Consider the following 25,173-nt stretch of genomic DNA (forward strand, 5'->3'; position numbering starts at 1 on the left):
AATTCTGTTTAAAACTTTTTAGAATTTGGGTGAAATTATTGATTACCACCGAAATTTATATTTAAAAATCATAACAGCAAAAACAAATAAAACATATTAAAATTATCAAAAAACCTTTTTTATACCGTTTATTAGATTTAAAAACCTTTTATTATTTTTGAAATGCAAATTTCCCACATTAAGAAATAACAGTTTTTTAAGAATTAATGGTGAACCATTCGGTTTTAAAGACTTTTCAACCTTTATATAATGGCGTTGAAAAAGAAATTTTAAGGATGGAGGATTTTTATTTGCATAGGGACTTTCTTCCCGTAATTGGAATTTCGGAAGATTCTTTTTGGAGCAAAATAGTTCGACACCTATTTGGAAAGCTTCAATATCCTCAAAGCTCCCCTTCCCACGATCAGAAAAACAATAATTCCCACAATGAGGTCCGGGTAAATTGATTCGGTCCAAAAAACCAAACCCCCTGCTACCATTACGCCAAGATTGATGATGATGTCATTTGAAGTGAAAATCATACTTGCCTGCATGTGTGCTTCTTTGCTTTTACCTTTTTGAAGCAAATACAGACAAACAGCATTTGCGATCAATGCAAAAATGGAAACCACAATCATGGTCATAAAATCAGGCATTTTTTCTATACCGACAAATCTCCTGACCACTTCCGAAAACCCAATCGTGGCAAGTAAGATCTGAAAGTACCCCGCAAACCTTGCAATGTTCTTCTTTAAGGCAATCGTACCCCCCACAGCAAATAATGCCAGACCGTAAACAATACCGTCAGCCAGCATATCCAGACTGTCAGCCACCAAACCCATAGAATCTGCGATAATGCCTGTAACCATCTCAATGACAAAAAAAGACACATTGATGATCAATACAGCCCATAGCAATTTTCTTTCACGGTCTGTGTTTTCAGTTGCCGTGGAATAATTCACAGCTTCCTTACTCTCGATGACAGTAGTGTCAAACCGCAAATCGTCAAGTTTTTGGAATATCAGGTCATAATTCTCCGTGTGAAAAACAGTGAGTTGCCTGTTTGGAATATCAAAGTCCAAAGATTTGATATTGGTCATATCGCCAAGTTTCATCCGAATCATTTGCTCTTCGGATGGGCAGTCCATTTTTGATATCCTGAAGGTTGTTTTTTGCATGGGAAACCCTATGTTGGGCTGCTAATTTATTGTTTCCACAAAATTATTATATCAGCTTGGTATAAAAAGAATATAGAAGCATTGGCAATAGATACCATAGTGCCGATAGTCACCACCTGTCAATCGGGTATTTGACCTTTTCCCCAAAAGCCATCAACCTCATGAGGAATCTAAATTTAAAAATAAGAAATAGAAATAATGTTCGACCCTTTCAGGGTCGTGGGAAATTGAATCCGTTCCATTTTTTTCCACGGGCAGCAGCCCGTGGCTATTGAGAGGTTTGACCCCGTTCGGGGTCTTTCTCCTCTTTGCGCCAATTGCGAAACCTTAGCGAACCATTGCGGTAAATAAATGATGGTGGTAAAAAAAAATCCAGCTTCTGGAGAAGCAGGATAACATTAGCCTTTTCTTTCTCCCTTCCTCTGTGTCCTCTGAGAGCTCCGTGGTTAAAATTACCAATCCCTGCACCCATTGCGAAGTCTTGGCGACCATTTGAAAGATCCTCCTCTTTGCGCCCTCTGCGAAACCTTCGCGACCATTGCGGTAAAAAAAAAGCGTCCATTGCGGTAAAAAAAAATGAGGGTGGAATAAATCATCCAGCTTCTCGAGAAGCAGGATAACATTAGCCTTTTCTTTCTCCCTTCCTCTGTGTCCTCTGAGAGCTCCGTGGTTAAAATTACCAATCCCTGCACCAATTGCGAAGTCTTGGCGACCATTTGAAAGATCCTCCTCTTTGCGCCCTCTGCGAAACCTTCGCGACCATTGCGGTAAAAAAATTGAAAATATCCGGCTTCCGGAGAAGCAGGATAACCAAATATCCGGCTTCTGGAGAAGCAGGATAACTAAATATCCAGCTTCCGGAGAAGCAGGATAACCAAATATCCGGCTTCTGGAGAAGCAGGATAACTAAATACACAGCTTCTGGAGAAGCAGGATAACTGAAACCTTCCCGTCCATTGCGGTTAAAAGACCCAGTAGCTTACACCTATATTAGCAAGATTTATAAAAATCCCCTTTTATCAAATCCTTTAAACAATTCCATTTCATTTGTGATTAAATTCGCCAATAACCTATCAATCAAATGAAACTCTGGATTTCTGTTCTTCTTTGCCTTTCCCCGCTTTTTCTCTCAGCACAAACCAAAATCACCACCTTGGACAAGAACAGCCAAGCACCTATTCCCGGTGTTTTGGTCAAAATCCAGGGACAAGCCAATCAGGTGACGGATGAAAATGGACAGGTGGAAATTGACCTCAAAAATCCCGGAATCCTGACTTTCCTACATATCAGCTATGAAACGCTTTCGGTTTCAGCCACTCCAAATGAATCCATTACCATAGAACTTATTCCCGTCACCACTTCACTTTCTGAGGTGATCGTGACAGGATTCGAGTCCGAAAGGCCGCTTGTCCATCAAGCCGGTGCGATCAGCAAAGTGCTGGAAAATGAGCTTTACCGCTTCAATGAAAACTCGATCCTAAGTGCATTCAACACCAAGCCCGGCATCCGTGTGGAAGAAAGGGCCCCGGCGAGTTATAGAATCTCCATCAGGGGAAGTTCGCTCCGTTCACCGTTTGGCGTCCGCAATGTCAAGGTGTATTGGAATGACATTCCATTTACTTCTCCGGACGGCACAACGGCACTCAATCTCCTCGACCTTTCGAATATCCAAAATACCGAAATCATCAAAGGCCCTGCAGGCAGTATCTATGGTGCGGGAAACGGTGGCGTTATCAGCATGTCAAGCCGCAAGACAGTGACAGAGAATTACCTTTCCACAGATGTGGGCATTGGAGATTTTGGTTTACTGCGTTATCGGATTGGCATCGATCAGAAAATAGGAAATGGAGGGATCAACGCCTCTTACGTTTCCCAAAAATCCGACGGTTACCGCCAACACAGTGCCATGGACAGACAGGTTTTCCAACTCGCCATGCACAGCAAGCCTTCTGACAAACAAACACTTTCTGCACAGATTCTTTATTCAGACTTGAATTATCAGATTCCGGGAGCATTGAATCCTGCGCAGGTAGAAGCAGACAGAACGCAGGCAAGACCTGGTTCGGTAGCTCAAAACAGCTCCATTGCCCAAAAAACTCTGTATGGAACACTTTCCCATCAGATCAAATTGGGTAGCAAATGGGACAATTCCACGGCTTTGTATATGAATAATACTGCGTTTGAAAATCCTTTTATCTTGGATTACAAGCGGGAGACAGCCTTCAGTTATGGTGGTAGGACAAAGTTCAATTATGATGACAGATGGGGCTCCTTTCCCGTAAAAATAATAGCCGGAGGTGAATACCAATATGGAAAAACCTTGGCCCAAAACTTCGGCAACAGACAGGGAAAAGCGGATACTGTCAGGTTTTCAGATGACCTGATCAGCACGCAGGCTTTTCTTTTCCAGCAATTTGAAATCGAGTGGACTTCCAAAGTCCTCATGACGCTCGGGCTGAGCCAAAACTTTGGCAGGTATGACATCAACAGGGCCATCGATGCAGGGCCAAACGACCCAAGCAACAATACCAAAACTTTTGATCCAATTGTAATCCCAAGACTGGCTTTGGTCTATAAAGTCAATGATTGGTCGGGCATCCACGGGAGCATCAGTTCGGGATTTTCTCCCCCTACGATTGCTGAGGTACGCACCAATGAAGGAAGCATCAACCTCGATCTGGAATCAGAGAGAGGGATCAATTATGAAGCGGGATACAGGGGTAAGTTTGGTATTTTCAACCTAGACTTGACGGCCTTCTATTTCAAACTTGACCAAACCATCACTTCCTACACCAATCAACAGGGCGTTGTGCTTTTCAGAAATGCAGGCCAAACCGAGCAAAAAGGTGTAGAGGTCAGTTTGGACTATGTTTTGTTAAGAAACCAAAATTCCTTATTCCAGGAAATCAAACTCAACCATGCCTTTACAGGACATTATTTCAGTTTTGGAGCATATGAGAGCGGAGGCAATGATTTTTCCGGAAATCAGCTCACGGGAGTTGCACCAAATACCTTGGTCAATATCCTTGATATCCGAACCAAACTTGGATTTTACCTGAACTTCACACATCAATATGTGGACGTCATTCCGCTGAATGATGCCAATACGGTTTTTCAGGAATCCTATAACTTGGTCGGGGGACGGATAGGTTGGAGAACAATGCTGGGAAGCCGTTGGGATCTGGAAGCCTATGGCGGAGTAGATAATCTGCTCGATGAGCAATACAGCCTTGGAAATGATTTGAATGCTTTTGCTAATAGGTATTTCCAGCCTGCGCCAGGAATCAATTATTATGGAGGAATGAAAGTGGGATTAAGATATTGATAAAAAAATAAGGGGATAAAAAATAAAATTTTGTTATCCCCTTAAACCGTATCAAAAAAACCGTGGAAAAATGCTATTCTTTAAGATTCAAATTTACACATGAGGGTAATACCAAAAAATACCGTAAACAGGGTATTTTTTCATAATGTTGAAGAAATTCTCAAGAATTTGAATTTCCATTGACTTTCCAAATCCGGTTCTGTACATCATAGGATACTTTTGCATCAGGAAACTCGATGTATTCTTCTTTACCGGAGTTTTGGGGAAAATAAGGACTTAGATCTTCCCCATTTACCATTTTATCAAACAGCATCAACCCTTTTTCCTGCATTTCAGGAATTTCAAATTTCCAAGTCCTGAACACTTCCTCGTAATAAGTAATGTTTCCATCAGCATCGCGTTGCATTTTTACACCGGTAGCCACCTTTTTGACGATAAGAGAAGGTGCAATCCTGGAAGCCAAAAAATACTCATAGCCATCTTTTTCAAAATATCCCTCCAAACTGAAATCCAGTGCCAACTTGCTGTAATACTCATCAAATGACGAATCAAATTTAGTGGCATGGGTTGCATTTTTGGGTAAATGCCCCAAATAACGTACAGTAGTCAAAAGGATTTGTTGTTGTTCGGATTTTGAAAGATTCCGGTCAGGATGATAAGGATCTTTTTGATTGCATGATGATAAAATCGCCAATGAGCCAAGTAACAGCACTATTATTCCTTTCTTAAACACTTGCATATGTCTTTATCTAAAATAAAAAAGCTTGCCAAAGCTTTGAGCCTTGGCAAGCTAAAATAGAAAATTCAAATTAGTCTACAGCGTAAACTTTGCTTAATGGGTTGAACTCTGCCCATCCGTCAGTCCAATCAGTGGTTCCGTCAAAGCCGCCTATGAAAGGAACAGTTTTGTCAAAGAAAGTGGTTCTGATTGGTTCTGCAAATTTCGCATTATCAAATTTGGCACCTGTTAGTAATGAACCATTGGCCAAAAGAACGAAGGAAGGGTTAGAAGGATATGTCTGAACTGAATATCTTGCAAAGAAGTTTAAAGGGTTCAAACCATAACCTCTGTAGAAATCTTCCCAAGGCTGATCTGCAGCTGGTACTGTTGCAACAGTATTAGATGCATTCCAAATCGCCTGAACGTCGCCAACAACTGCTCCACCTCCTGCTGCAAAGCTTACACCTGCAGTTGGGTTGATCAAAGTATTGTTGACTAGGATACCTGTCCCAGCCTGGTATTGTTGCGTTACTGAAGAAGTATTGAACCTAACACCAAATGGGAATCCGGTAAATACTGAGTTCACAATTGAAACTGCTGTTCTTCTTCTCAAATCGATAGAGTGGAAGTTATTACCTGAAATAGCCCTACCTGCTCTGTCTCTAGGACCATAAACGGTAATATTAGAGAAAGTTCCTGTGGTATAAGGCTGAACATCATTGTCATTAGGTCCATTGTCACATTCAAAAGCGTTTGATTGTGACTGATCTGCATAAAAAGGATTTCTTACATCCAAGCCGAACTGAACGTTTCCAGAGTAACCATAATCCACATCAAATGAATCATCCCAAGAAGAAAGCGAAACCAAATATTTGTGGTTAATTGTTCCACCAAACCACTCAAACCCATCATCTCCACCAAAGGAGACCATAGTATTATCCATTTTTGTAGCTCTTCCGACACCACCCATAGTAATGGAGTTGGTTTCGTTGTTAGGGGTCAATTCTATACCCGCATACTCAACTCTCAAAAAAGTATATTCACCAGAAGAATCTTCGTCGTCCGTGCCACCAAAGATCTGAACAGGATCGATTCCTTCAATTGCAGGATCTACTTGGTTTGTTCTAGCTCTGCCCAAAATCACCAAACCTCCCCAATCACCACGATCTCTTTCTCCCACAGCTTGGGCAGAAGTCATTACGATTGGTTTTTCTTTGGTTCCTTTTGCTATGATTTTTCCTCCTCTTTGCACAATCAAGGTACCTCTGGTTCTCTTTTCACCATAGATCACTGTTCCCTCTTGAATGGTTAATGTAACACCTGTTGGAACAAAAACCTGGCCTTGAAGTAGGTATTGCTTGTCATTGGTAAGTGTTCTGGTAGTCAAAATACCGGAAATTGGTACAATATTAGATACAGGCTCGAATATCGCAACCACACTTTTATCTGCATTCATAGTAACAGAAGCAGGATTTGAAGTACCTGTTACATCACCTTCCCATCTAACAAAAGTGAACCCTGCATTGGCAGTAGCTGTAATATTGACAGCAGCATTTTGGGCTTGTTGCCCTGTGGCTGGTGAAATAGTACCTCCGGCCGCAGGAAGAGCTATTGTTGAAAGAGTGTAGGTCACCGTAGGTTCGGGATCATCACCACAGCTGTAGATAAATGCAGCCAACGCAAGCATGGATAATAATTTTAATGCTTTTTTCATGATTAAATTTGATTAGTTTAATAATAATTTATTAGTAGGAATTAGGTTATTTTAATTTGTAACTGAGACTAAAGCTGAACATGGTCCCTTTTCTCCAGATATACATCGGGTCATCCACATCAAGTGTAATTCTCTTGTCGAAGTTGGAATCTTGGTAAAACCTGTATTGGAAATTTAGCAGATCTTGGATACCAAATTTGAAGGTGGTTCTGTCTCGGAAAGTTTTACTGACAGTCAAATCAACAGCGTGTCTTTCCAATTCATAAATGGAAGGGAAGTTGACATTGCCGGCTACGAAGATCCTTGGGCCTTGGACATTGTAAGCCAAACTTGTCTGGAAGTTGCTTTTTGGGTCAATATAGTAGATGGCAGCATTGACCATATAAGGAGATTGACCTTGTAAAGCCCTTCGGTTTGCTTCAAAAGCAACATTTTCTCCAAGGAATACCTCAGACCATACCAAAGAAGCATTTAAATTGAATGAAAGGTTTTTCAAGAATGGAGCTGAAGTCACAGTGCTCAAGGCTTTTCTAGCTTCGATTTCAACACCTGCCACTTGGGCATCGTCAGCATTGGCATAATTGAATTGCAAGGTTTCTGTTACATTTTGCTGGACTTTCTCTATTGGATCATTGAAAAATTTATAGAATCCACCTATGCTGAACATTTCACCTTCATTAGGATATATTTCCCATCTCAAGTCGAGATTGTCCACTCTTGCCATTTGAAGATTTGGATTTCCGGAGAATCCGGCAATAAATTCAAAGCTGTAGTATAAGAAAGGTGCAAATTCCCTGAATTCAGGTCTGTTAAGCGTCTTGCCATATCCTAACCTCACCAATGATTTTGGAGAGAAATTATAATCAATATTCAAAGAAGGTAATACTGCCAATTCTTCATTATTGACTGTGATTGGTCCTGAGAAATCGCCACTATTCAAATTCTGATCGCTGTATTCGGTCCTGACACCACCACTCAAATTGAACTTGGAGATTGGATAAACACCACCTATATAAGCGGCAGCTACCATGGTGGAAGCATCGTAAATGTCATTCGGTCTAGAACCTTCCTGCACTAACCAACCATCTCCCTGACGGTAATTTTCAGGTGCAAAAGATTCATAAATGGGCGCTCTTACCAATTCCTGTCTGGAAATTTGGTCATGGAACCCTGGGAAAAAAGTGGTGATATATCTGGCTTCAAAATCACGTTGTTTGTAATCTACCAAATACCCTGCTCTCAGAATTCTAGGTCTGTCTTTTTCAACACCTGCAAATTTCTTTTCGAAATTGAGGCCATTGACTACTCCGAATTCATTCATGTAGCCATAGTACCTACCCAAATCTTGGGGTGATGCACTTGGAGGATCAATGATAATCCATTCGCCTTCAGTCACATCCTTGCTAAGGAATGTTCTCAATCTTCTAAAATCAGGCTCAGCATGGTACAGGTAGTTTCCACCCAATACCCAATTCCACTTTGTCTTTTCGTCATTGAACAAATGGGTTCCTTCAATTTGACCTGAGTAAAGGGATTTGGATTCATATCTGAAAGAATAATCCTGAGCACCGTCCGTTCTTTGGACAAAGTCTTTTCCTTCTCTGAAAATTGTCTCATTCAACCCTGATTGGTTGAAGAGATTTCGGAATTCGATCTTGTTGTTGGCATTCAGTCTGAGCAACCAGTTACTCATGATACCCACCTCATTCATCTTCATGTAGGTGTTATCGAAATATTCGTCTCTCTTTTCTGTAGGTCTTCCAGGTTCAGGGAAGAAGTACCTGCTTCTTTCTGCAAGGAAAAATTGGTAGGCCTGTCCCCAGTTGATGCTGGTAAAAGTGGAAAGTCTCTTTCTTCCGACGTTCCAGTTTTTACCAAAGGAAAGCCCTAGTTGTGTATCTGGAAGGGCATTTGTAGAATCCATCCGGTAATTGTTGTCAAGCAATTGTCCTGCTTCTGCCCTGATAACGCTTCCGGAATTGGAATTTAGAAGGTCATCTGTTGACGGAAAACCTCCTGGAAGACTCCTGCTGTTATCAAAACCCAACCAATCGGTATTAGATCCTCTGGTTTGTGAATATTGGTTAAAGGTTGTGTTTTGCCTAAAACCTACTCCCATATGCAGATTGACAAAATCCTCATCAGGTGTATTTTTGGTAAACACTTTGATCATCCCTCCTGCAAAATCTCCCGGTACTTCCGGAGACGCAGATTTGTAGATCATCATCCTATCGAGGTTATCGCTCGGAATCAGGTCAAATGAAAAAGTTCTCTTATCCACCTGTGTGGTAGGCGCAACCGAGTTGTTGATCATAACGACATTATACCTGTCATCTACCCCTCGGACACGGACGAATTTGTTGTCCACGATACTTACTCCCGCAACTCTTTTCATTACCTGGGCGGCATTGCCATCCTGAGAAAGCTTGATCTGATCGGCTGAAATCCCGCTAACCACTTGAAGCGACTTTCTGATTTCAGAGACGATAGCAATATTGGAACCTGTTTCCCGAGTCGCCATCACAACCACCTCATTCAAGTCTCCCAGATCTTCTTCCAAAAGAACATTCATCACAGTAGCTTTTTCTCCTACTACCAAGACGTCCTCAAACCTCATTGTTTTATAAGAAATAAAAGAAACAAGGATGGTATAACTTCCCGGCTCAACTTTGGTGATTTCAAAATCTCCGTCTAAGCCTGTAGCCACGCCTTGGGTTGTGTTTTCGATTCTGACATTGGCACCAATGATGGTCTCGCCAGTTTTTGCGTCAGTAACTATTCCTCTGATCGATCCTGACTGGCCAAACGACAAGCCCGTCAGAAGTAGGAATAGAAGTGTTAAGTAAAATTGATTTTTCATTTAGTGTTATTTGTACAGCATTTTGAACGGCACAAATTTCACTCACTAATGTTAATTGGTAGCTTCTCAAAAATTATCAAATCATTAACAAGGGATGAATAAAAAAAAACAGCCATCACAATTTTTTAATATTGTAATGGCTGCTCAAAGCAAAAATCAAATAAAACCGAATTAAAAATCGGAATCCAATTATTTCAATGTTACCGATTTGTTAATAGGAATCTTCTCTAAGAAAATTTTAACAAGGTCTCGGGTACTGACATTGTCAGCTTCCGCCTCATAATTAAGAATAATCCTGTGATTCAACACATCTTCTGCGATGGCTTTGATGTCTTCGGGAAGTACATAATCCCTGCCTTCCATAAATGCCATTGCCCTGGAGGCAAGATTTAGGTTGATACTGGCCCTTGGAGAAACACCGAATTGGATGTATTTGGCTTCATCCTTTAATCCGTATTTTTCAGGAAATCTGGTGGCAAAAACCAATTCAATGATATAGTTTTCCAAAGGCTCTGCGATTTTTACCTCATTGATCTGTGCACGGATGGCAAAAATATCTTCTTTGGAAAGCACTGCATTGACCTCCGAAACAAAATGCATGTTGGCCATGCGGCGCATGACTTCCATTTCATCTGCTTTGGAAGGATAATCAATGTGCACTTTCATCATAAACCTATCCACCTGTGCTTCAGGAAGCGGATAGGTTCCTTCTTGATCCACCGGGTTTTGGGTGGCAAGCACCAGGAACGGCCTGTCCAATAGATAAGTTGTCTCACCGATAGTCACCTGCTTTTCCTGCATGGCTTCCAGCAAGGCTGATTGCACCTTGGCAGGAGAACGGTTAACCTCATCTGCCAAAATGATATTGGAGAAAATCGGACCTTTTTTTACTTGAAAACTTGCTTCCTGTTGGTTGTAAATCATGGTTCCCACAAGGTCAGACGGCAACAAATCCGGCGTAAATTGGATCCTTTTGAAATCAAGGTGTAAGACTTTGGCGAGGGTATTTACAGTCAGGGTCTTTGCCAATCCCGGAACACCTTCCAATAAAATATGACCATTGGTAAAAAGCCCGATCAAAAGTCTGTTGACCATCCGGTCCTGACCAACCACTACTTTTTTTACTTCATCTATGACTTGCTGAATCTTCTGCTGATGCATATTTAATTGATGATTTGATAATTAATTAAATTCTATCTCCCTGAAATAAGGTTGAAATAAAGTAGATATAAATTGAAATAAAACTTACGCTCAACCCGATTTTTCGACAAATTCTAAACCTAAGGTGAATCCATCTTGTGTCTTGTGTCTCAAATCTTGTATCTATTTATTCGGGCTAAATTATAACAAAATACCCTTTATCCCAATTTATGCTTTTTACTTATTGATAAATGGCAAAAGGAGTTTTTGGTCACCTCTTTCTTTTTACGGAAGGTCTGGAAAAAGTTTTGTCTGATCCCATGTTTTCTCCCTTTTCAAATCTGTCGGCTTTGATTTTTAACAATTTGTAGATTTCTTCTTTACCAAACTCCCTGACTTCGCCGGAAGCAAAACCTTCAATAGTCAAATTCTCCATAGACCACCTGACCAACCGGAGCGTCGGATAGCCAACCGCCGCAGTCATCTTTCGTACCTGCCTATTTTTGCCCTCGGTCAGGGTCAATTGAATCCAAGAATCAGGAATAGATTTTCTATACCTAATGGGAGGATTTCGGTCCGGAAGCATTAGGTTTTCAGAAAGGATTTTGGCAAAAGCTTTTTTGGTTTGGTACAATTTACTGTCGACATTGATTTCAGTTCCAGATTGGAGTTGGCGGATCGCCTCCTCAGTCGGAATTCCCTCCACTTGTGCTAGGTAAGACCTCAAATGACCAAATTTTGGATCAAGCAGGTAGTGATTTAGCGGTTTGTCGTCTGTAATTAAGAGTAGTCCTTCACTGTCTTTGTCCAATCGCCCGACAGGATAGACGTCCGGCGGAAAATCAGCCACATTTTTCAAGGTATCCTCCTCCCCGCTGAATTGGCTGAGGATTCCAAAGGGCTTGTATAAGACAAAGTATCTATTGTTTGGCATAAAATTATTTGGCAAATTACGTGTATTAATAAGATCAATACCATTTTAATTGACAATTATGAAATCCATCTTGGTAAAAATCAAAACTGAAAAGGAGGAAAAAATCCTTACTGACTTTTTAGAAAGCAAGGAATACGAATTTCAAAAAACGCCAGATGAGGCTGAATTAACCTATATTAATAGAATGCTAGATATCGCTGAAAAAGAAATTTTGGAAGGAAAAACTTTAAGTTATAATCTGGTTATGGATCAAGTCCGTGAAAAATATGGATTATGAGGTTATCTGGACAAACAAATCCCAACTGACTTTCAATGAAATCTGCGAATACATCCACAATTTTTTTGGAATTAAGGAAGTTGAGATTTTCATAAAACGAACAGATATTCTGGTTGAAATCATTCAGAAATCTCCAACTATTTTAAGCAATTTGAAAAACGCCCCCATGTAAGACATGGCTTCTTACATAAAAATACCACACTTTTTTATAAAATAGATGAAGATAAAAAAAGGGTTTATCTGTTGCTTTTTTGGGACAACAGACAAAACCCTATCAATCTAAATTTGGAATAATATCAGCTACCGCAACCAACGCAGTCAAAATGGCTGTCCATAGGCTTTACACCTTTGAGTTGCATTTCGAGGTTGTGGATTTGGTCACGGGCCTCCATGTCTTGGAACATGTTGCCGGTCAAGGTGCCTTTCAGGTTATCGATTTCCTGTTGGATGGCAGATTTTTGTTCAGTTGTCATTTTCAAATGGATTTAAGTGGTTACAGCTTCTAATATAAAAAAGTTCTTTATTTTTTGTAAGTGCATGGAGGCCTTTGATATAATTTTTTCTCAAGACATTGAAGTGGATTCCGTGTAAAATGGGTTGGCTTTGGATTTCAAATCCCTTAAATTTCTTAAAATATCAAATAAAATGCTCGACAATCCCACGATCAAAAACCTCACCGAATTCAGAAAAACCCTTCATCAATTCCCTGAACTTTCTGGTCAGGAAAAAGAAACGGCCAAAAGAGTCCTTGACTTTTTCAGCTTTTTGAATCCTGACAAAACCATCACAGGATTTGGAGGAACAGGCTTGGCTTTTGTTTTTCAAGGAAAATATCCCGGACCGACCACTTTATTCCGCTGCGAGCTTGACGGCCTACCGATCAAAGAAGAAAACAGCATTTCCCATCTCAGTACAATCCCAAACACCTCCCATGTCTGTGGGCATGATGGACACATGGCTATTGTCAGTGGCTTGGGTACTTACTTTTCTGCCAATAGGCCGCAAATAGGACGGGTTGTCCTACTTTTCCAACCTGCCGAAGAAACCGGCGAAGGGGCAGAAGCAGTCATCAAAGATCCCAAATTCGCTGAAATCCAGCCTGATTTTGCTTTTGCCCTTCATAATCTTCCCGGATATCCACTTCATCAGATTTTGATAAAACAAGGCCCTTTTGCTGCGGCATCCGTGGGGATGAGTATTCATTTCAAAGGTAGAAACTCGCATTCTGCGCATCCCGAAGCCGGTAACAGTCCTGCGGAAGCCATGGCCAAAACCATTGTAGCATTGGAAAAACTTCCCCAAGGCGTCGAAAAATTTTCACTTGTCACCGTCATCCATGCTGAGTTGGGAAGCCTTGCATTTGGGACCACTCCCGGTACAGCGGTGGTCAGGGCGACTTTACGGGCATTTGAAAACGAAACCCGGGACCTCTTGGTTTCTTATGCCGAACAATTGGCTACACAAATTGCCGAAGAATATGGATTGGGAGTTTCTTTTGATTTTGTAGAAAGTTTCGCGGCGACACACAATAATCCCGAGGCATGGCAAATCGGTTTGGATGCGGCCAAAAAATTGAATTTGGATATCCGCCATGTCGAAAAACCGTTCAGATGGTCGGAGGATTTTGGCCTTTTTTCTTCCCATACCAAAACTTTGTTGTTTGGTCTAGGGTCAGGAGTGGATCATCCGCAACTCCATGAATCCAATTTTGATTTTCCTGATGAGTTGATAAAAACAGGGGTTAGCATGTTTGTGGAAATTGCTAATGGATTGCATACATAATGATGCAAAAAGGATTTGAAAATATAAAAGAGCCTTTTCAAATCACGAATATTTATTCACCTAAATCCACTTTGCTGCAATATGACTTTTACTATAAAGCTTCAAAACCACCCACTCACCATTGAATCCACTTCCTCAAGGACAACTTTGAGTTCGTCGTAGGATTTGGCTGAGATTCCCATCAGGAATTCATGGTTGGCGACCTGCATGCCGCAAAATCCAAAAATTCCAAGACCCATTAATTTCCTGACGGATTCATCCATACCATTTTCTTTGATAAAGGTTTCATCAGCTCCTGTGGTCTGAATGATGCTGACTTTTTTATTTTGGAGCTTTCCTCTTATTCCTTCTATATCAGCCTCAAATGCAAAAACCGGCGTGAATACCCGATCCAAATAGCCTTTCATCATTGCCGGGGGTGACCACCACCATGTCGGATAAATCAGAATGAGGTGATTGGCCCATTGGATTTCAGCCTGTTCGGTGATGACATCTTGGGAAGATTCGCCTGCTTGGGAATCGTATCTTTTCCATTCTTCCAAAGAAAGAATTGGGTCGAAACCCATCATGTATAAATCCCTGACATGCACTAAATGACCTTTTTGTAGCAACCTTTCTTCCACCGTTTTGGAGATAGCATGATTGAAACTATCCGGATTGGGATGGGCCAATATGATCAAGACATGTTCCTTTTTTATCTCAGCAGAAAGACTTTGAACCAAAAAAATATGGGAGAGATAAAACAGAAAAAGGACTTTAAGAAAAAATAGTGATTTTGGAAATGGCTTCATGGTAAATAGGGCTTAAGAGAATTTACATTTTTTTGACTACTTCTTTTTTCGGAATCCGGATACTCCACATCCCTCTCAAATCACCTATTTTGTGACCTGTGGCATTGTCTTGGGGGTACAATTCGCTAAGGGCTTTTTGAGTTTCCGCACTGATGTCAGTTCCCGGTTGGCCATGACAGCTGAGACACATTGCATTTGGGATTTTGATAGCTTTGCTGTATAAATAGACCTCACCATTTTCAAACTTCTGGATACTTGGATCAAGTGGAAGCTCGTTTTCGGCATTGTATTCATACGCCTCTAAAATCCCGATTTCATCCTCTGTTGGTTTGTCTTGGGGATTTCGGAACCTGTTAGATACCCGGCGGACGGTTACTCCATATTTGGCACTTACTTCTTGGAGTATAGGTAAAGCTTCAACATTGCAAAATTGGATGGCACCTGGGACTCCTTTTTCCTCAATGGCCTTTTGCAGAGCACTGATCAGTTGCTGCTGTGCTTCGGTGCTTATTTCGTCTCCCCACTTCATACCTGCCTGAATTATATCTGCCTCGTTGAGTTTTTTGACTTCCATGCTTTTGTTCACTTCCTCAAAAACCTCCTTGCTTACCCTTTCATTTGACCCGCAGGAAGATAAAAGGATGATTATCAACAAAAACCCGAATATTTTTTTCATATTTTTTTTAATTCTCAAGTATAAAAATAAGGTTAAAAGATGAGTTAGTAAAAAGTTTATTGCTGTTTGTGGTTTAAATGTCCTAATTAGGCAGGTTTCGGCTTTCCCGATCCATGCCGAAACCTTTCATTTTTGGTTTAAAGTCCTATTTTTGTATTTGTTGAATCCCCTCTATTGATGACAAAACGCATACTAACTCTTCTGATTTTTATACTTATCCATTCTTTTGGTTATTCCCAGACTTGGAAAAGAGTAGGTGGCCGAGGCAACCAATTGACAGATATTTCCTGGGCGACAGAGGAAACAGGTTATGTTTCCGGCAACCAGCTTATTTTAAAGACTATCGACGGAGGCTTGAGTTGGGTGGAGCAGGAAGCTCCCACCAAGACCAGAATGTGGGGAGTCGATTTTTTTGATGAAAACCTAGGCTTGATGGTAGGGGAAAAGGGAGAAGTCTTCCGAACCTCAAATGGAGGTTCCAATTGGGTATCAATCAATACAGGCACAAGCAACACCTTGCGAAGTGTGAAATTCCTGACCCAGACCCGCGCATACGCAGTGGGTGATGGGGGTGAAGTCTACCGAAGTACCAATGGCGGACAGAGTTGGGCAAAACAATCAGTAGGAACGACAGTAGACCTCAAGCGCCTCTATTTTGCAAACCAGGATACGGGATATGTTGCTACTGCAGACGGGAAAATCGTCAGGACATTTAACTCCGGCAACAACTGGTCAATCCAAAATACAGGCCAATCCAACCCGCTCAATGATATCTATTTTTCTTCAGGAAAAACAGGCTTTTCAGTAGGTCAAAGTGGATTGATCCTCAAAACAGCAGATGCAGGAACGACTTGGACCACAGTAACTAGCGGAACAGAGCGTAATTTGACCGCTATGTCATTTAACAGGTCGAATCCAAATCTAGGAGTCATCTTGGGTGAAAATGGCACCGTCTTAAGGACAACTAATGGCGGAATCACTTTTGATGGCATCAATATTTCCAATATCGAAACGTATTTTGGAGCAAGTTTCAGAAAAACCTCCAATGTGATTTTTGCTGTAGGAACAAATGGTACCATCATATCATCTGTTAACTCAGGTGCGAACTGGACTGTGCGACAAACAGGCTTGGATGTAAATTACAAAGCAACCCAGTTTAGGACAGCGACATTGGGTTATATTGTTGGGGAGCGGGGTTTGTTTTTGGTGACATCCAACGGAGGCACCACGCTGACCAATAGATCCCGACCGGTCTCGGGAACCTTTCATGACCTTGCTTTCACGACAAATGCATTTGGATATATTGTTGGAGATAATGGAGTAGCGCTTCGGACAGGCAATTCCGGTGCAAACTGGACTTCCCTAAATCCTCCAATTGACAATACGATTTATGGTTTACATTTTTTTGCAAATGCATCCGGCTATGCGGTAGGAGAAAACGGGTTTATGGCAAGGACAATTGATTCAGGGGTTAATTGGGAGAAAATTTCTGTAAGTGGAACATCTGAGACACTTCGTGAACTTATATTTTTTGACAACCTGGCTGGTGTGGTCATCGGTCAAAACGGATTTTTGGCCAGGACCGAAGATGGGGTACAATGGCAAAAAGTAACCGTGCCTACGTCGGAGGACTTGATAGATATGGATATTTTGGATCCCAATTCTGCTGTAGTGGTTGGAAAGAATGGTACTGTTTTAAAAACTTCCGACAGGGGAATTTCTTGGACCAAAATCACTTTATCAGAAACAAAAAACCTCGCAGCAGTGGATTTTCTAGATGAGTCTATTGGTTTTGTTGCAGGTGAAAAAGGACTGATGCTCATGACCCGCGATGGCGGTTTGACTTGGACCGTGTTACCAACCGGAACCTTTCAGGATTTTTCAGGGATCAGTTTCGGCGATTTGAGCAGTGGCTTTGCTGTTGGAGAAAACGGTTCCTTGTTCAATTACAGCTGTCAGGTACCCGAGACGCCCACTGTTATATTTGGAGAAAGTAATATCTGTATCAGTCAGCAAGTCTACCAAGTGCAAAACACGGATGCCGATGCTGTTTTTGAGTGGCGCGTAGATGGTGGGACGATTTTAGAAGGTCAAGGCACTAGCAGGATTACAGTCCGTTGGGATGCTTCAGGTAGAAATGCCGTACTAGTGAGAGGAACTAATAACTGTGGCAATGGTGGCACTATGGGACTCGAAGTACTGGTTTCCACTACTCCTAGAAATATTACAGAAATACAAGGTGAGGGCGTGGTGTGCTTCGAAAATTTTGAGGAATACCAAGTCAACGATGTTCCCGGTACAATTTTCATTTGGGAACTCACAGGAGGAATGATTACCGAGGGCCAAGGGACTTCCAAAGTGAAAGTCCAGTGGACGAAAGGAGGACAAAATGAGTTGAAAATCAAACCGACCAATCCCTGCGGTGAAGGGACTTTCTTCTCAAAAGCGATACAAGTAATCTCTCCGCCTAGCCAAACATCTGAAATCATAGGCCCCGATAGAGTAGGCTTGACAGAGGAAGTGTATGAAGTGACCAATGTGCCTGATGTCAATTTTCAATGGCAAATCAGTAACAATGCCGCTAGGATTATCTCAGGTCAGGGGACAAATAAGATTACTGTCATGTGGGAAAAGCAAGGGGATTTTACCATTACTGTCAAGGGGATGAATAGCTGTAATTCAGGACCGGAAACCTCGCTGAAAGTGAATGTCAATTTCATCACAAGTATTGGAAAAGAACCTTCTTCAGGTAAAACAAATGTATATCCCAATCCATCACAAGGTGATGTCTGGGTATCCTTTGCCGGTATCATCGGTGTCAATCAGGTAAAAGTCTCCGACATCATGGGCAAGGAAATACAAGAAGTAAAACCAGAGTTGGGAGTTGATATGGTAGTTTTCAATAACCTTCCAAAAGGTTTGTATTTTGTCACGGTCAGAAGCAGGGAAAAAGAATACAAACACAAACTTCTGGTAAGATAATCTTTCCTTATTTTAAGGAAGTACTGGTGTCCATAGTATGGACAAATTGAAATAAAATTTCTCCAATTTGTATTTTTCAATATTTTATATTTTTTTAAAGAAATTATTATAAAGTTTTTTTTATAAAATCAGAATAATATTTTTTATCTCTATTGACAATAATCAATAATTTATTGTCATTTGCCTGCATAAACCCAATTGAAATGCAAGAGAGATATTTCCAACCAGAGAGTTTAATGATGACTCATGGGTACAAGCCTGAGTTGTCAGAAGGTGCGATTAAATGCCCCATTTTCCAAACAAGCACATTTGTTTTTAAAACAGCGGAGGAGGGCAAGGCTTTTTTCCAAGTTGCCTATGGCAAAAGAGAAAAAGAACCAAACGAAGAATTGGGATTGATCTACAGCAGACTGAATAATCCTGATTTGCAGATTTTGGAGGAGCGACTATGTTTGTGGGATCAGGCCGAGGAATGTGCTGTTTTTGAAAGTGGCATGTCCGCCATTTCTACTGTAATGTTGGAATTTTTGAGGCCTGGAGATATATTGCTTTACAGCAAACCTGTCTATGGTGGCACGGATCATTTTATCAACAAAGTCCTGCCTCAATATGGCATCAATAATTTTGGATTCACGGCTGATCAGTCCGCAGATGAAATTCTTGACAAGATCAAACAACGGGGATTGACCGATAAAGTAAAAATGGTCTATGTAGAGACCCCTGCCAATCCAACCAATGCACTTTTTGACCTATCAGTTTGCAGAGAGGTAGCAGACCGCCTGAGCACTCCTGAAAAGGAAATCGTGGTCTGTGTCGACAATACTTACATGGGTCCACTTTGGCAACATCCATTAAAGCATGGGGTGGATTTGATAGTGTATTCGGCTACCAAATACATCGGCGGACACTCTGACTTGATCGCAGGGGCAGTCTTGGGAAATTCCAAGCATATGAAGCGGGTAAGAACCCTGAGGACATTTCTTGGCAATATGGCAGGACCTTGGACAGGTTGGCTGTTGATGAGGAGTCTGGAGACACTCAAAGTCAGGATGACCAAGCAGGCAAGCAATGCCGTGGAAGTGGCGGACTTTTTAAAATCACATCCAAAAGTCGAAAAAGTTTATTACCTCGGACATCTTGAGCCGGGGGATCCACAGTATGATATATTCAAAAAACAACAAAATTCTGCTGGGGCAATGCTTTCTTTTGAAATCAAAGGAGGAGAAAAAGAAGCGTTTATGTTTTTGAATAACCTTAAGCTAATGAAGCTCGCAGTATCTTTGGGCAGTACAGAATCCCTTGCAGAACATCCGGCTACAATGACACACAGTGATGTTTCAGAATCCGATCGAAAATTATTGGGTATCAGCGAAAAATTGATCAGGCTTTCCATAGGTATCGAGCACCATTCCGATATCATTTGGGATGTCCAACAGGCTTTGGAAAAGGCCTAAAGAGAGAAGAGCTTCCAGATTGGGAAGCTCTTCTTTTTAAATTTTCAAGATTGGTATGAATTTTTGAATTTAGACTATTCTGCAATTATCAAAACAACGACCAATGCCAGAATTGTCAGGGTCGTCACTCTGAGTAAAGCGAAGAGTCTTTTTTATTTTGAGATCTTTCATCCTTCCCGAAGAAAACGGGACAGGCTGTACCTCGGATTCAAGACGACGCGAGGGGAGATTGCAGTAAGTGAGGTTCTGGACTGTCGACTGTCGTCTGATTACTTTTTCCCCAACACATCACACCTGTCATAGGCAGGATCAATGTCAATGAACACATCTTCTTTGGCTGTGGTAAACCACCTACTGAGCATTCCTTCCTCTTTCTTCCTTCTCGTAGCGGCTTTCATTTTTTCATAATCATCCTCTAGGTTGGCCCGGTGGGCAGGAAACCTTTCTTTGTAAAATAGAATCCTGACTTGCGGACCTTCTCTTTCGGTTTCAAAACGGATAGGGGGAGTAATAGAGCCCACTTTCATACTGTCCAAGGTGAAATATAAAACAGGGTCGTCAAGTGTTCTTAGTGTCAGCCTGCTTGAATTGTTACCAGGATCCACAAAATATCCCCCATTATCAGAAGTCGCTCTGTCTTGTGAGTTTTCTTTTGCGGCTTTGGCAAATTCAATCTTTCCTGATTGGATCACAGTCCGGATACTGTCCAAAAATCTTTCGGCATCCAGAATATCCTGTTCGGATGGCTCCGGCCTGATTAGAATATGACGGGTATTGAATGTGTTTCCTCTTTTTTCCAAAAGCTGAATCATGTGAAAACCAAAAGTAGTTTCTACCGGATCGCTGATTTCCAAGGGTTCCAAACCTAGTGCCGTTGCCTCATATTCCGGGGCGAGCTCTCCTCTTCTAAAAAATCCAAGTTCACCGCCTAATGCAGCAGATCCCGGATCTTGCGAATATTGCTTAGCTAAGGTTTGGAAATCATTTTTTCCATCCATGATCTGGGCTTTGAGTCCACTTAGCTCCGCTACAATATCATTTTTTACCTTTTGGTTTACTTCCGGTTTTCTGACAATCTGACCTACCGTCACTTCTGCGGAAAAGAAGGGCAGGGAATCTCTAGGTATCTCATTGAAAAATTTGCGGACATCAGCAGGTGAAATTGACAATCCTTCGGTTATTTTAGCCTGCATTTTGGAGACAATAAGTTGCTCCTTCAACATGTCATGAATTTCTGATTTCAGTTGGTCTGCTGTTTTTCCATAAACTTCTGCCAACATATTTTCATCTCCTCCAAACTGCTGCATGACCATAGAAAACCTCTGATCCGCTTGAAACAGCACCTCTGCATCATTCACCAACACAGAGTCAATTTCTGCCTTGGCCACCATCATTTTACTGATTAGCAATGATTCAAAGACCTCACATCTTGTAGGTGGTTGGATATCCTGCTGGGATTGGGAAATGGCTTCAAGGTAAGATTTTTGGATTTCAGACTCCAGCAAAATATAATTATTGACTTTGGCTACAATTTTATCAATGACCTGACCTGAAGGTGGGGAAGGTTCTGTTTTTACTTCCGTTTGTGCGATTGCCTGAAGGGCCATCAGATTCAATGCACAAAAAGCAAGCAAATAATTTAATCTACTCATATATCTTAAATTCATTTTTTTCAAGTGCTCTGTTATAAACTTCTTTCTGTAATTGATCGACGAGTTCAATCCTTCTTTTGTTGATCAGGATTTTTGTGATCTCCTCCCGGACAAATTCCAGAGGTGGAACTTGATCTTGTAATTTGTATTCTATTATCTTGATAAGATATTTAAACCGCTCATCCTCAGTCGTAACATACTTGTTGCTTCGGACCAATTCCACTTTGTTAGGATGGTTAGCCAAAGGGGTATTGATAATGATGTCATCCAGTTTGATCCAAGTGGAGTCTTCAAGAAAATAATTGGTTCCCGAATTAGCCGCCAATTCTTTAAATGAATCTGAATCTTTTTGACTTTGGGACCGAAGCAGTCTTTCAACTTGACTGTTTTGCGCAGACCCTTTTTCAATTTTCACAAAATTCAACCTGACGATGATTTCCTTTAGGCTGAAGTTGACTTTATTAACTTGATAATAATCTTCTATCTCTTTTTGACTGACTTTATAATCTAAGTTTTCTTCGACATACTTTTTTTCAAATTCGTATACCATCAAAGCATATTTATAATCTAGTAGTTTCCTGTTGATTTCTGCCTCATCAAACGCCATTGACTTACCGGCTTCTTTGATCAGAAGTTGCTTTCTGACCCAAGACTGCACGTATCTGTTTGCTAGATTTGCACTGTCTTCAACAGACTTACTTTCTGAACCGATAAATAAAAGCTCCGACCAGTGAAGATTTTGGTTGTCTACAGTGGCAAGGATAGGATCATTTTCTACCTCTTCCTGTGATTTGAACCTAAAGAAGTCGCAGGCACTGATAGTGGACAGAAAGAAAAGGATAACAAGATTACTTCTCCACCGCAAGGTCAAATATTTTTTGTTTTTCCTCTTCATTGATCTCTACAACGTATTTTTCCTTCAGGGAAGCGATGAGTTTTTTGTCGAGATATTCCTGATAATCCTGGATTACTTTTCCCCTTGTTTCTTCAAATTTCTTTGGTCCAGGTAAAACTTTTTCTCCAAAAACCACCATGTAGGTTTTGTTTTCCAAACGCAGTTCCTGAAAATTTTTGGTCAGATCCGCATTTTTCAGAATCGGATGCTGCTGCCATTCATAGATTCCTTCCGAAATGGTGAAGGCAAGTGGATTATTGAGTAGAAATGTATTTTCTAAACGGTCTACGAGGTTTGGCTGGTATTTTTTGTCGGCCAAAAATCTTCGGACTGAAGGTATACTTTCTTCTTTGGCCATGGTTACAATCAAAGCCTGCACCCTTTCATTCCATTGGTATTTTTCCACGTTTTCCTGATAAAAGGCTACTTGGCCCACACTGTCTTCGATGGCTTTTTGCCAAACCTGTTCGTTCATCAGCGAGAAAAGCAAGATTCCGTCTCTGTATTCCTGGATCATCAGCCTGTATTCCTCGTTGTTGGTCATCAAATCGTTGATTTCAGCTTCCTGAAGCTTCACTTCCACAAATTTGTCAAACCAGGTTTTAAAGTAATTCTGGGTATTGGTTCTTACCACCTGCCTGTCCTCTTGAATAAAATCAAGAAGGCCTTTTACAGTATTAGGGGTTTTGTTTATACTGAATAAAATCGAGTCAAGTAGGTTTTTGGTCTCTATGGTATTTGCTATTTCCTGTCTTGCAGTGGAAGAAAAGAGGCTATTGATCGAATCAACAAAAATCTCGTTCTCAACATATAGATACTTCGATTTCTGGATAGCTATTACTTGCGATTGGATCAAAGTGGACCGGCTATCCCTTAGGATTCTGGATTTGATAGAAGATTCCATCTCCTCATAGCTTGCAAGTGGTTTTTTGTCTTCCAACCTGATAATATGGTATCCAAAAGGTGTTTTGACCGGAGGTGAAATTTCTCCCTCTTCCTGAAGGGAAAAGGCAGCCCTTTCGAATTCAGGTATTACAGAACCCAAGCCAATCCAAGGCAGGGAACCTCCGCTATTTTTGGTTCCAGAATCCTCAGAATAAAGATTGCAGATTTCTTCCCATGAGCTTTCGGGTTTTTGCAGCTCAGTGTATATTTCGCTAACTCTTCTTAATATTCTTTCTTCTGTTACTGGATCATTTCCTTGGGACCTTACCAAAATATGTGAAACTTTTACTTCACCCGGGTTGGGTTGTCTGTCCTCCAGCTTGATGATATGGTATCCAAAGCTGGTGATTATCGGATCAGAAATCTGCCCAATCTGCATAGAAAAGGCAGCATCCTCAAAAGCGGAAACCATCTGTAATGCTGTGAAATAACCCAAGCTTCCCCTGTTTTCCTTGGCTGAAGGATCATCGGAATGTTGAAAAGCCAATTCGTTGAAATCCGCACCTTTTTCGGCTTCTTCCTTCAGTTTGAGCGCCATTCTCAATACTGAAACCGAATCTGCCTGACTGGCATTTGGTGGAAACTGCAACAAGATGTGGCTGGCTTTGACTATCTCCTTCATCCTGTTATATGCTTTCATCAACTCCCCCTCCTGAAGGGAATTTTTGATCAAAAATGGCTGAGTAAGGTCATCTTTGAATACCTCAAACTCTCTTGCAAACTCCTCGGTCCTATCCAATCCAAGGCTTTCCGCCTCTTTGACTTTGAGCTTGTAATTGATAAAAAGATCCATATTTTCCTGAAATTCAGCTTCTGAGATTTTGTTCTCAGAATTTTTGAATTCTCTGTTTTTGGATAACATGTGTAAAAATTCATCTCCATATACCGCATTGTTGCCAATTGATATTAATGGTGACGGAATGTTATCCTGATTTTCTACCTGCATGACAGTAGATTTCGGGCTACATGATAATGCAAAAATCAGGACTAAGAAAAGAAATCGACTTGTACTAATCATAAATGAATTGCCGGAAAACAAGTGCAATGTTACAAATTAAATTGAAAAACTCGGGACGCATTGACGATTAAGATATCCTAATTAACAATTATTTGGAATTGAGATTTTTATATAGGCGACAGACATTTTTGTTTTCAAAAGATTCAAACTCAATTTTATCCATGATTCTTTTGACTAGAATGATGCCGATACCTCCTTTTCTTTTCGATTTGATCACCTGAGATATTTCAGGTTCTTGGTATTCGAGAATATTAAATCCCTCACCAAAATCCACTATTTCAAAAACAAGCATACTTTGGGATGAAATTACATTGAGATCAATAAATTCTTTGGAATTGCAGTCATGCGAGTGGATGATCATGTTGGCACAGACTTCTTCCACAGCCAAGATCACCTGATGCTGCTCGACTTCAGACAGCTGGGTTTGCTTTAGAATTGCTTCCAAAAACTGTCTCAGGTCCGACAATTGGGCTGTATCGCAATATAATCTTAATTGGGAATTCATATTTCAACCCTCCAGAGCTTCTTCTTTTGTATGCTTGATAGTAATCAATTGGTCAAGTCCTAGGATGTGGAAGACTTGGAAAACTTTTTCTTTCAGAGCATAAATGGCCATTTTAATATTGTTTTCTTCAAATTCCTCAAGGTAAGACATGAATACGCCAAGTCCCGCTGAAGAGATGTACTCTAGACCAGAACAATCAATTAAAATGATTTTTGCTCCATTTTCCACCACCTGACTCATGGCTGCATCCAATTCTACGGAGTTGCTAGCATCAATCTCTCCTGTCAATTTAAGGACCCAACTTTCATTTTCAATTTGTTTCTCTATGTTAAGCATCTTATTAAT

The 25,173-nt window shown here is 40.9% G+C and carries 19 protein-coding genes; 5 read left to right on the forward strand and 14 right to left on the reverse strand.

The genetic code is table 11. From position 1 onward, the window contains the following. Positions 1–359 precede the first annotated feature (359 nt). Positions 360–1,157, reverse strand: a complete 798-nt coding sequence (locus tag M3O96_RS08715) for a cation efflux transmembrane domain-containing protein (protein WP_249719956.1) — start codon at positions 1,155–1,157, stop codon at positions 360–362. Between the two features lie 1,081 nt (positions 1,158–2,238). Between M3O96_RS08715 and M3O96_RS08720 the strand changes: the two genes are divergently transcribed. Further along, complete coding sequence (locus M3O96_RS08720) at positions 2,239–4,482, forward strand: TonB-dependent receptor domain-containing protein (protein WP_249719957.1); 2,244 nt, start codon at positions 2,239–2,241, stop codon at positions 4,480–4,482. Positions 4,483–4,642: 160 nt separating this feature from the next. On the opposite strand, the gene M3O96_RS08725 is transcribed toward M3O96_RS08720, so the two are convergent. The 5 genes from M3O96_RS08725 to M3O96_RS08745 all read right to left on the reverse strand — a co-directional run bounded on the left by M3O96_RS08725 (position 4,643) and on the right by M3O96_RS08745 (position 11,851). Then, the gene (locus M3O96_RS08725; RefSeq protein ID WP_249719958.1) at positions 4,643–5,221 is read right to left on the reverse strand and encodes a hypothetical protein; all 579 of its coding nucleotides are present in this window, start codon (positions 5,219–5,221) and stop codon (positions 4,643–4,645) included. Positions 5,222–5,291: 70 nt separating this feature from the next. Beyond that, entirely contained in the window at positions 5,292–6,917 is a 1,626-nt protein-coding gene (locus tag M3O96_RS08730) for a beta-helix domain-containing protein (RefSeq protein WP_249719959.1), read from the reverse strand. Positions 6,918–6,963: 46 nt separating this feature from the next. Then, positions 6,964–9,777, reverse strand: a complete 2,814-nt coding sequence (locus tag M3O96_RS08735) for a TonB-dependent receptor (RefSeq protein ID WP_249719960.1) — start codon at positions 9,775–9,777, stop codon at positions 6,964–6,966. Between the two features lie 189 nt (positions 9,778–9,966). Beyond that, a complete protein-coding gene (locus tag M3O96_RS08740; RefSeq protein ID WP_249719961.1) occupies positions 9,967–10,938 on the reverse strand; it encodes an AAA family ATPase in 972 nt (323 codons plus the stop codon). A 250-nt stretch (positions 10,939–11,188) separates the two neighbouring features. Beyond that, complete coding sequence (locus M3O96_RS08745) at positions 11,189–11,851, reverse strand: pseudouridine synthase (RefSeq protein WP_249719962.1); 663 nt, start codon at positions 11,849–11,851, stop codon at positions 11,189–11,191. Between the two features lie 58 nt (positions 11,852–11,909). Between M3O96_RS08745 and M3O96_RS08750 the strand changes: the two genes are divergently transcribed. Beyond that, a complete protein-coding gene (locus M3O96_RS08750) occupies positions 11,910–12,128 on the forward strand; it encodes a hypothetical protein (protein ID WP_249719963.1) in 219 nt (72 codons plus the stop codon). A gap of 296 nt (positions 12,129–12,424) precedes the next feature. Here M3O96_RS08750 and M3O96_RS08755 read toward each other — a convergent pair whose 3' ends face one another. Next, entirely contained in the window at positions 12,425–12,601 is a 177-nt protein-coding gene (locus tag M3O96_RS08755) for a hypothetical protein (RefSeq protein WP_249719964.1), read from the reverse strand. Between the two features lie 172 nt (positions 12,602–12,773). Here M3O96_RS08755 and M3O96_RS08760 point away from each other — a divergent pair, with 172 nt between their 5' ends. After that, positions 12,774–13,910 carry an amidohydrolase gene (locus tag M3O96_RS08760; RefSeq protein WP_249719965.1) on the forward strand — a complete coding sequence of 379 codons (1,137 nt, stop codon included), beginning with the start codon at positions 12,774–12,776 and terminating at the stop codon, positions 13,908–13,910. A 101-nt stretch (positions 13,911–14,011) separates the two neighbouring features. Here the strand turns inward: M3O96_RS08760 and M3O96_RS08765 are convergent, their stop codons facing one another. Continuing rightward, positions 14,012–14,701, reverse strand: coding sequence for an NAD(P)H-dependent oxidoreductase (locus M3O96_RS08765; RefSeq protein ID WP_249719966.1), 690 nt, complete (start codon positions 14,699–14,701; stop codon positions 14,012–14,014). Between the two features lie 22 nt (positions 14,702–14,723). Further along, complete coding sequence (locus M3O96_RS08770; protein WP_249719967.1) at positions 14,724–15,377, reverse strand: Tll0287-like domain-containing protein; 654 nt, start codon at positions 15,375–15,377, stop codon at positions 14,724–14,726. Between the two features lie 177 nt (positions 15,378–15,554). Here M3O96_RS08770 and M3O96_RS08775 point away from each other — a divergent pair, with 177 nt between their 5' ends. Continuing rightward, a complete protein-coding gene (locus M3O96_RS08775; protein ID WP_249719968.1) occupies positions 15,555–18,359 on the forward strand; it encodes a YCF48-related protein in 2,805 nt (934 codons plus the stop codon). Positions 18,360–18,562: 203 nt separating this feature from the next. After that, positions 18,563–19,813, forward strand: a complete 1,251-nt coding sequence (locus M3O96_RS08780; protein ID WP_249719969.1) for a cystathionine gamma-synthase family protein — start codon at positions 18,563–18,565, stop codon at positions 19,811–19,813. 269 nt (positions 19,814–20,082) lie between these two features. Here M3O96_RS08780 and M3O96_RS08785 read toward each other — a convergent pair whose 3' ends face one another. From M3O96_RS08785 to M3O96_RS08805, 5 genes are all read right to left on the reverse strand, one after another. Beyond that, positions 20,083–21,420, reverse strand: a complete 1,338-nt coding sequence (locus M3O96_RS08785) for a peptidylprolyl isomerase (RefSeq protein WP_249720051.1) — start codon at positions 21,418–21,420, stop codon at positions 20,083–20,085. Between the two features lie 37 nt (positions 21,421–21,457). Next, positions 21,458–22,330 (reverse strand): peptidyl-prolyl cis-trans isomerase, encoded by an 873-nt coding sequence (locus M3O96_RS08790; protein ID WP_249719970.1) that lies wholly within the window; start codon positions 22,328–22,330, stop codon positions 21,458–21,460. Beyond that, positions 22,314–24,323 carry a peptidylprolyl isomerase gene (locus M3O96_RS08795; protein ID WP_249719971.1) on the reverse strand — a complete coding sequence of 670 codons (2,010 nt, stop codon included), beginning with the start codon at positions 24,321–24,323 and terminating at the stop codon, positions 22,314–22,316. The genes M3O96_RS08790 and M3O96_RS08795 overlap by 17 nt, the downstream gene beginning before the upstream one ends. Before the next feature lie 88 nt (positions 24,324–24,411). Beyond that, positions 24,412–24,828: an ATP-binding protein gene (locus M3O96_RS08800; protein WP_249719972.1), complete on the reverse strand. Its 417-nt coding sequence runs from the start codon at positions 24,826–24,828 to the stop codon at positions 24,412–24,414. A 3-nt stretch (positions 24,829–24,831) separates the two neighbouring features. Then, on the reverse strand, positions 24,832–25,164 hold the full coding sequence (locus M3O96_RS08805) for an STAS domain-containing protein (RefSeq protein ID WP_249719973.1): 333 nt from the start codon (positions 25,162–25,164) through the stop codon (positions 24,832–24,834). Positions 25,165–25,173 lie beyond the last annotated feature (9 nt).

Source organism: Aquiflexum sp. TKW24L, from assembly GCF_023502205.1.
Taxonomy (GTDB): Bacteria; Bacteroidota; Bacteroidia; order Cytophagales; family Cyclobacteriaceae; genus Cognataquiflexum.

Coding starts and splice junctions, on each gene's coding strand:
- M3O96_RS08730 (WP_249719959.1), bottom strand. CDS start 6,917: ATGAAAAAAGCATTAAAATTATTATCCATGCTTGCGTTGGCTGCATTT.
- M3O96_RS08760 (WP_249719965.1), top strand. CDS start 12,774: ATGCTCGACAATCCCACGATCAAAAACCTCACCGAATTCAGAAAAACC.
- M3O96_RS08735 (WP_249719960.1), bottom strand. CDS start 9,777: ATGAAAAATCAATTTTACTTAACACTTCTATTCCTACTTCTGACGGGC.
- M3O96_RS08785 (WP_249720051.1), bottom strand. CDS start 21,420: ATGGCCCTTCAGGCAATCGCACAAACGGAAGTAAAAACAGAACCTTCC.
- M3O96_RS08745 (WP_249719962.1), bottom strand. CDS start 11,851: ATGCCAAACAATAGATACTTTGTCTTATACAAGCCCTTTGGAATCCTC.
- M3O96_RS08765 (WP_249719966.1), bottom strand. CDS start 14,701: ATGAAGCCATTTCCAAAATCACTATTTTTTCTTAAAGTCCTTTTTCTG.
- M3O96_RS08720 (WP_249719957.1), top strand. CDS start 2,239: ATGAAACTCTGGATTTCTGTTCTTCTTTGCCTTTCCCCGCTTTTTCTC.
- M3O96_RS08770 (WP_249719967.1), bottom strand. CDS start 15,377: ATGAAAAAAATATTCGGGTTTTTGTTGATAATCATCCTTTTATCTTCC.
- M3O96_RS08795 (WP_249719971.1), bottom strand. CDS start 24,323: ATGATTAGTACAAGTCGATTTCTTTTCTTAGTCCTGATTTTTGCATTA.
- M3O96_RS08715 (WP_249719956.1), bottom strand. CDS start 1,157: ATGCAAAAAACAACCTTCAGGATATCAAAAATGGACTGCCCATCCGAA.
- M3O96_RS08755 (WP_249719964.1), bottom strand. CDS start 12,601: ATGACAACTGAACAAAAATCTGCCATCCAACAGGAAATCGATAACCTG.
- M3O96_RS08725 (WP_249719958.1), bottom strand. CDS start 5,221: ATGCAAGTGTTTAAGAAAGGAATAATAGTGCTGTTACTTGGCTCATTG.
- M3O96_RS08780 (WP_249719969.1), top strand. CDS start 18,563: ATGCAAGAGAGATATTTCCAACCAGAGAGTTTAATGATGACTCATGGG.
- M3O96_RS08750 (WP_249719963.1), top strand. CDS start 11,910: ATGAAATCCATCTTGGTAAAAATCAAAACTGAAAAGGAGGAAAAAATC.
- M3O96_RS08805 (WP_249719973.1), bottom strand. CDS start 25,164: ATGCTTAACATAGAGAAACAAATTGAAAATGAAAGTTGGGTCCTTAAA.
- M3O96_RS08800 (WP_249719972.1), bottom strand. CDS start 24,828: ATGAATTCCCAATTAAGATTATATTGCGATACAGCCCAATTGTCGGAC.
- M3O96_RS08775 (WP_249719968.1), top strand. CDS start 15,555: ATGACAAAACGCATACTAACTCTTCTGATTTTTATACTTATCCATTCT.
- M3O96_RS08740 (WP_249719961.1), bottom strand. CDS start 10,938: ATGCATCAGCAGAAGATTCAGCAAGTCATAGATGAAGTAAAAAAAGTA.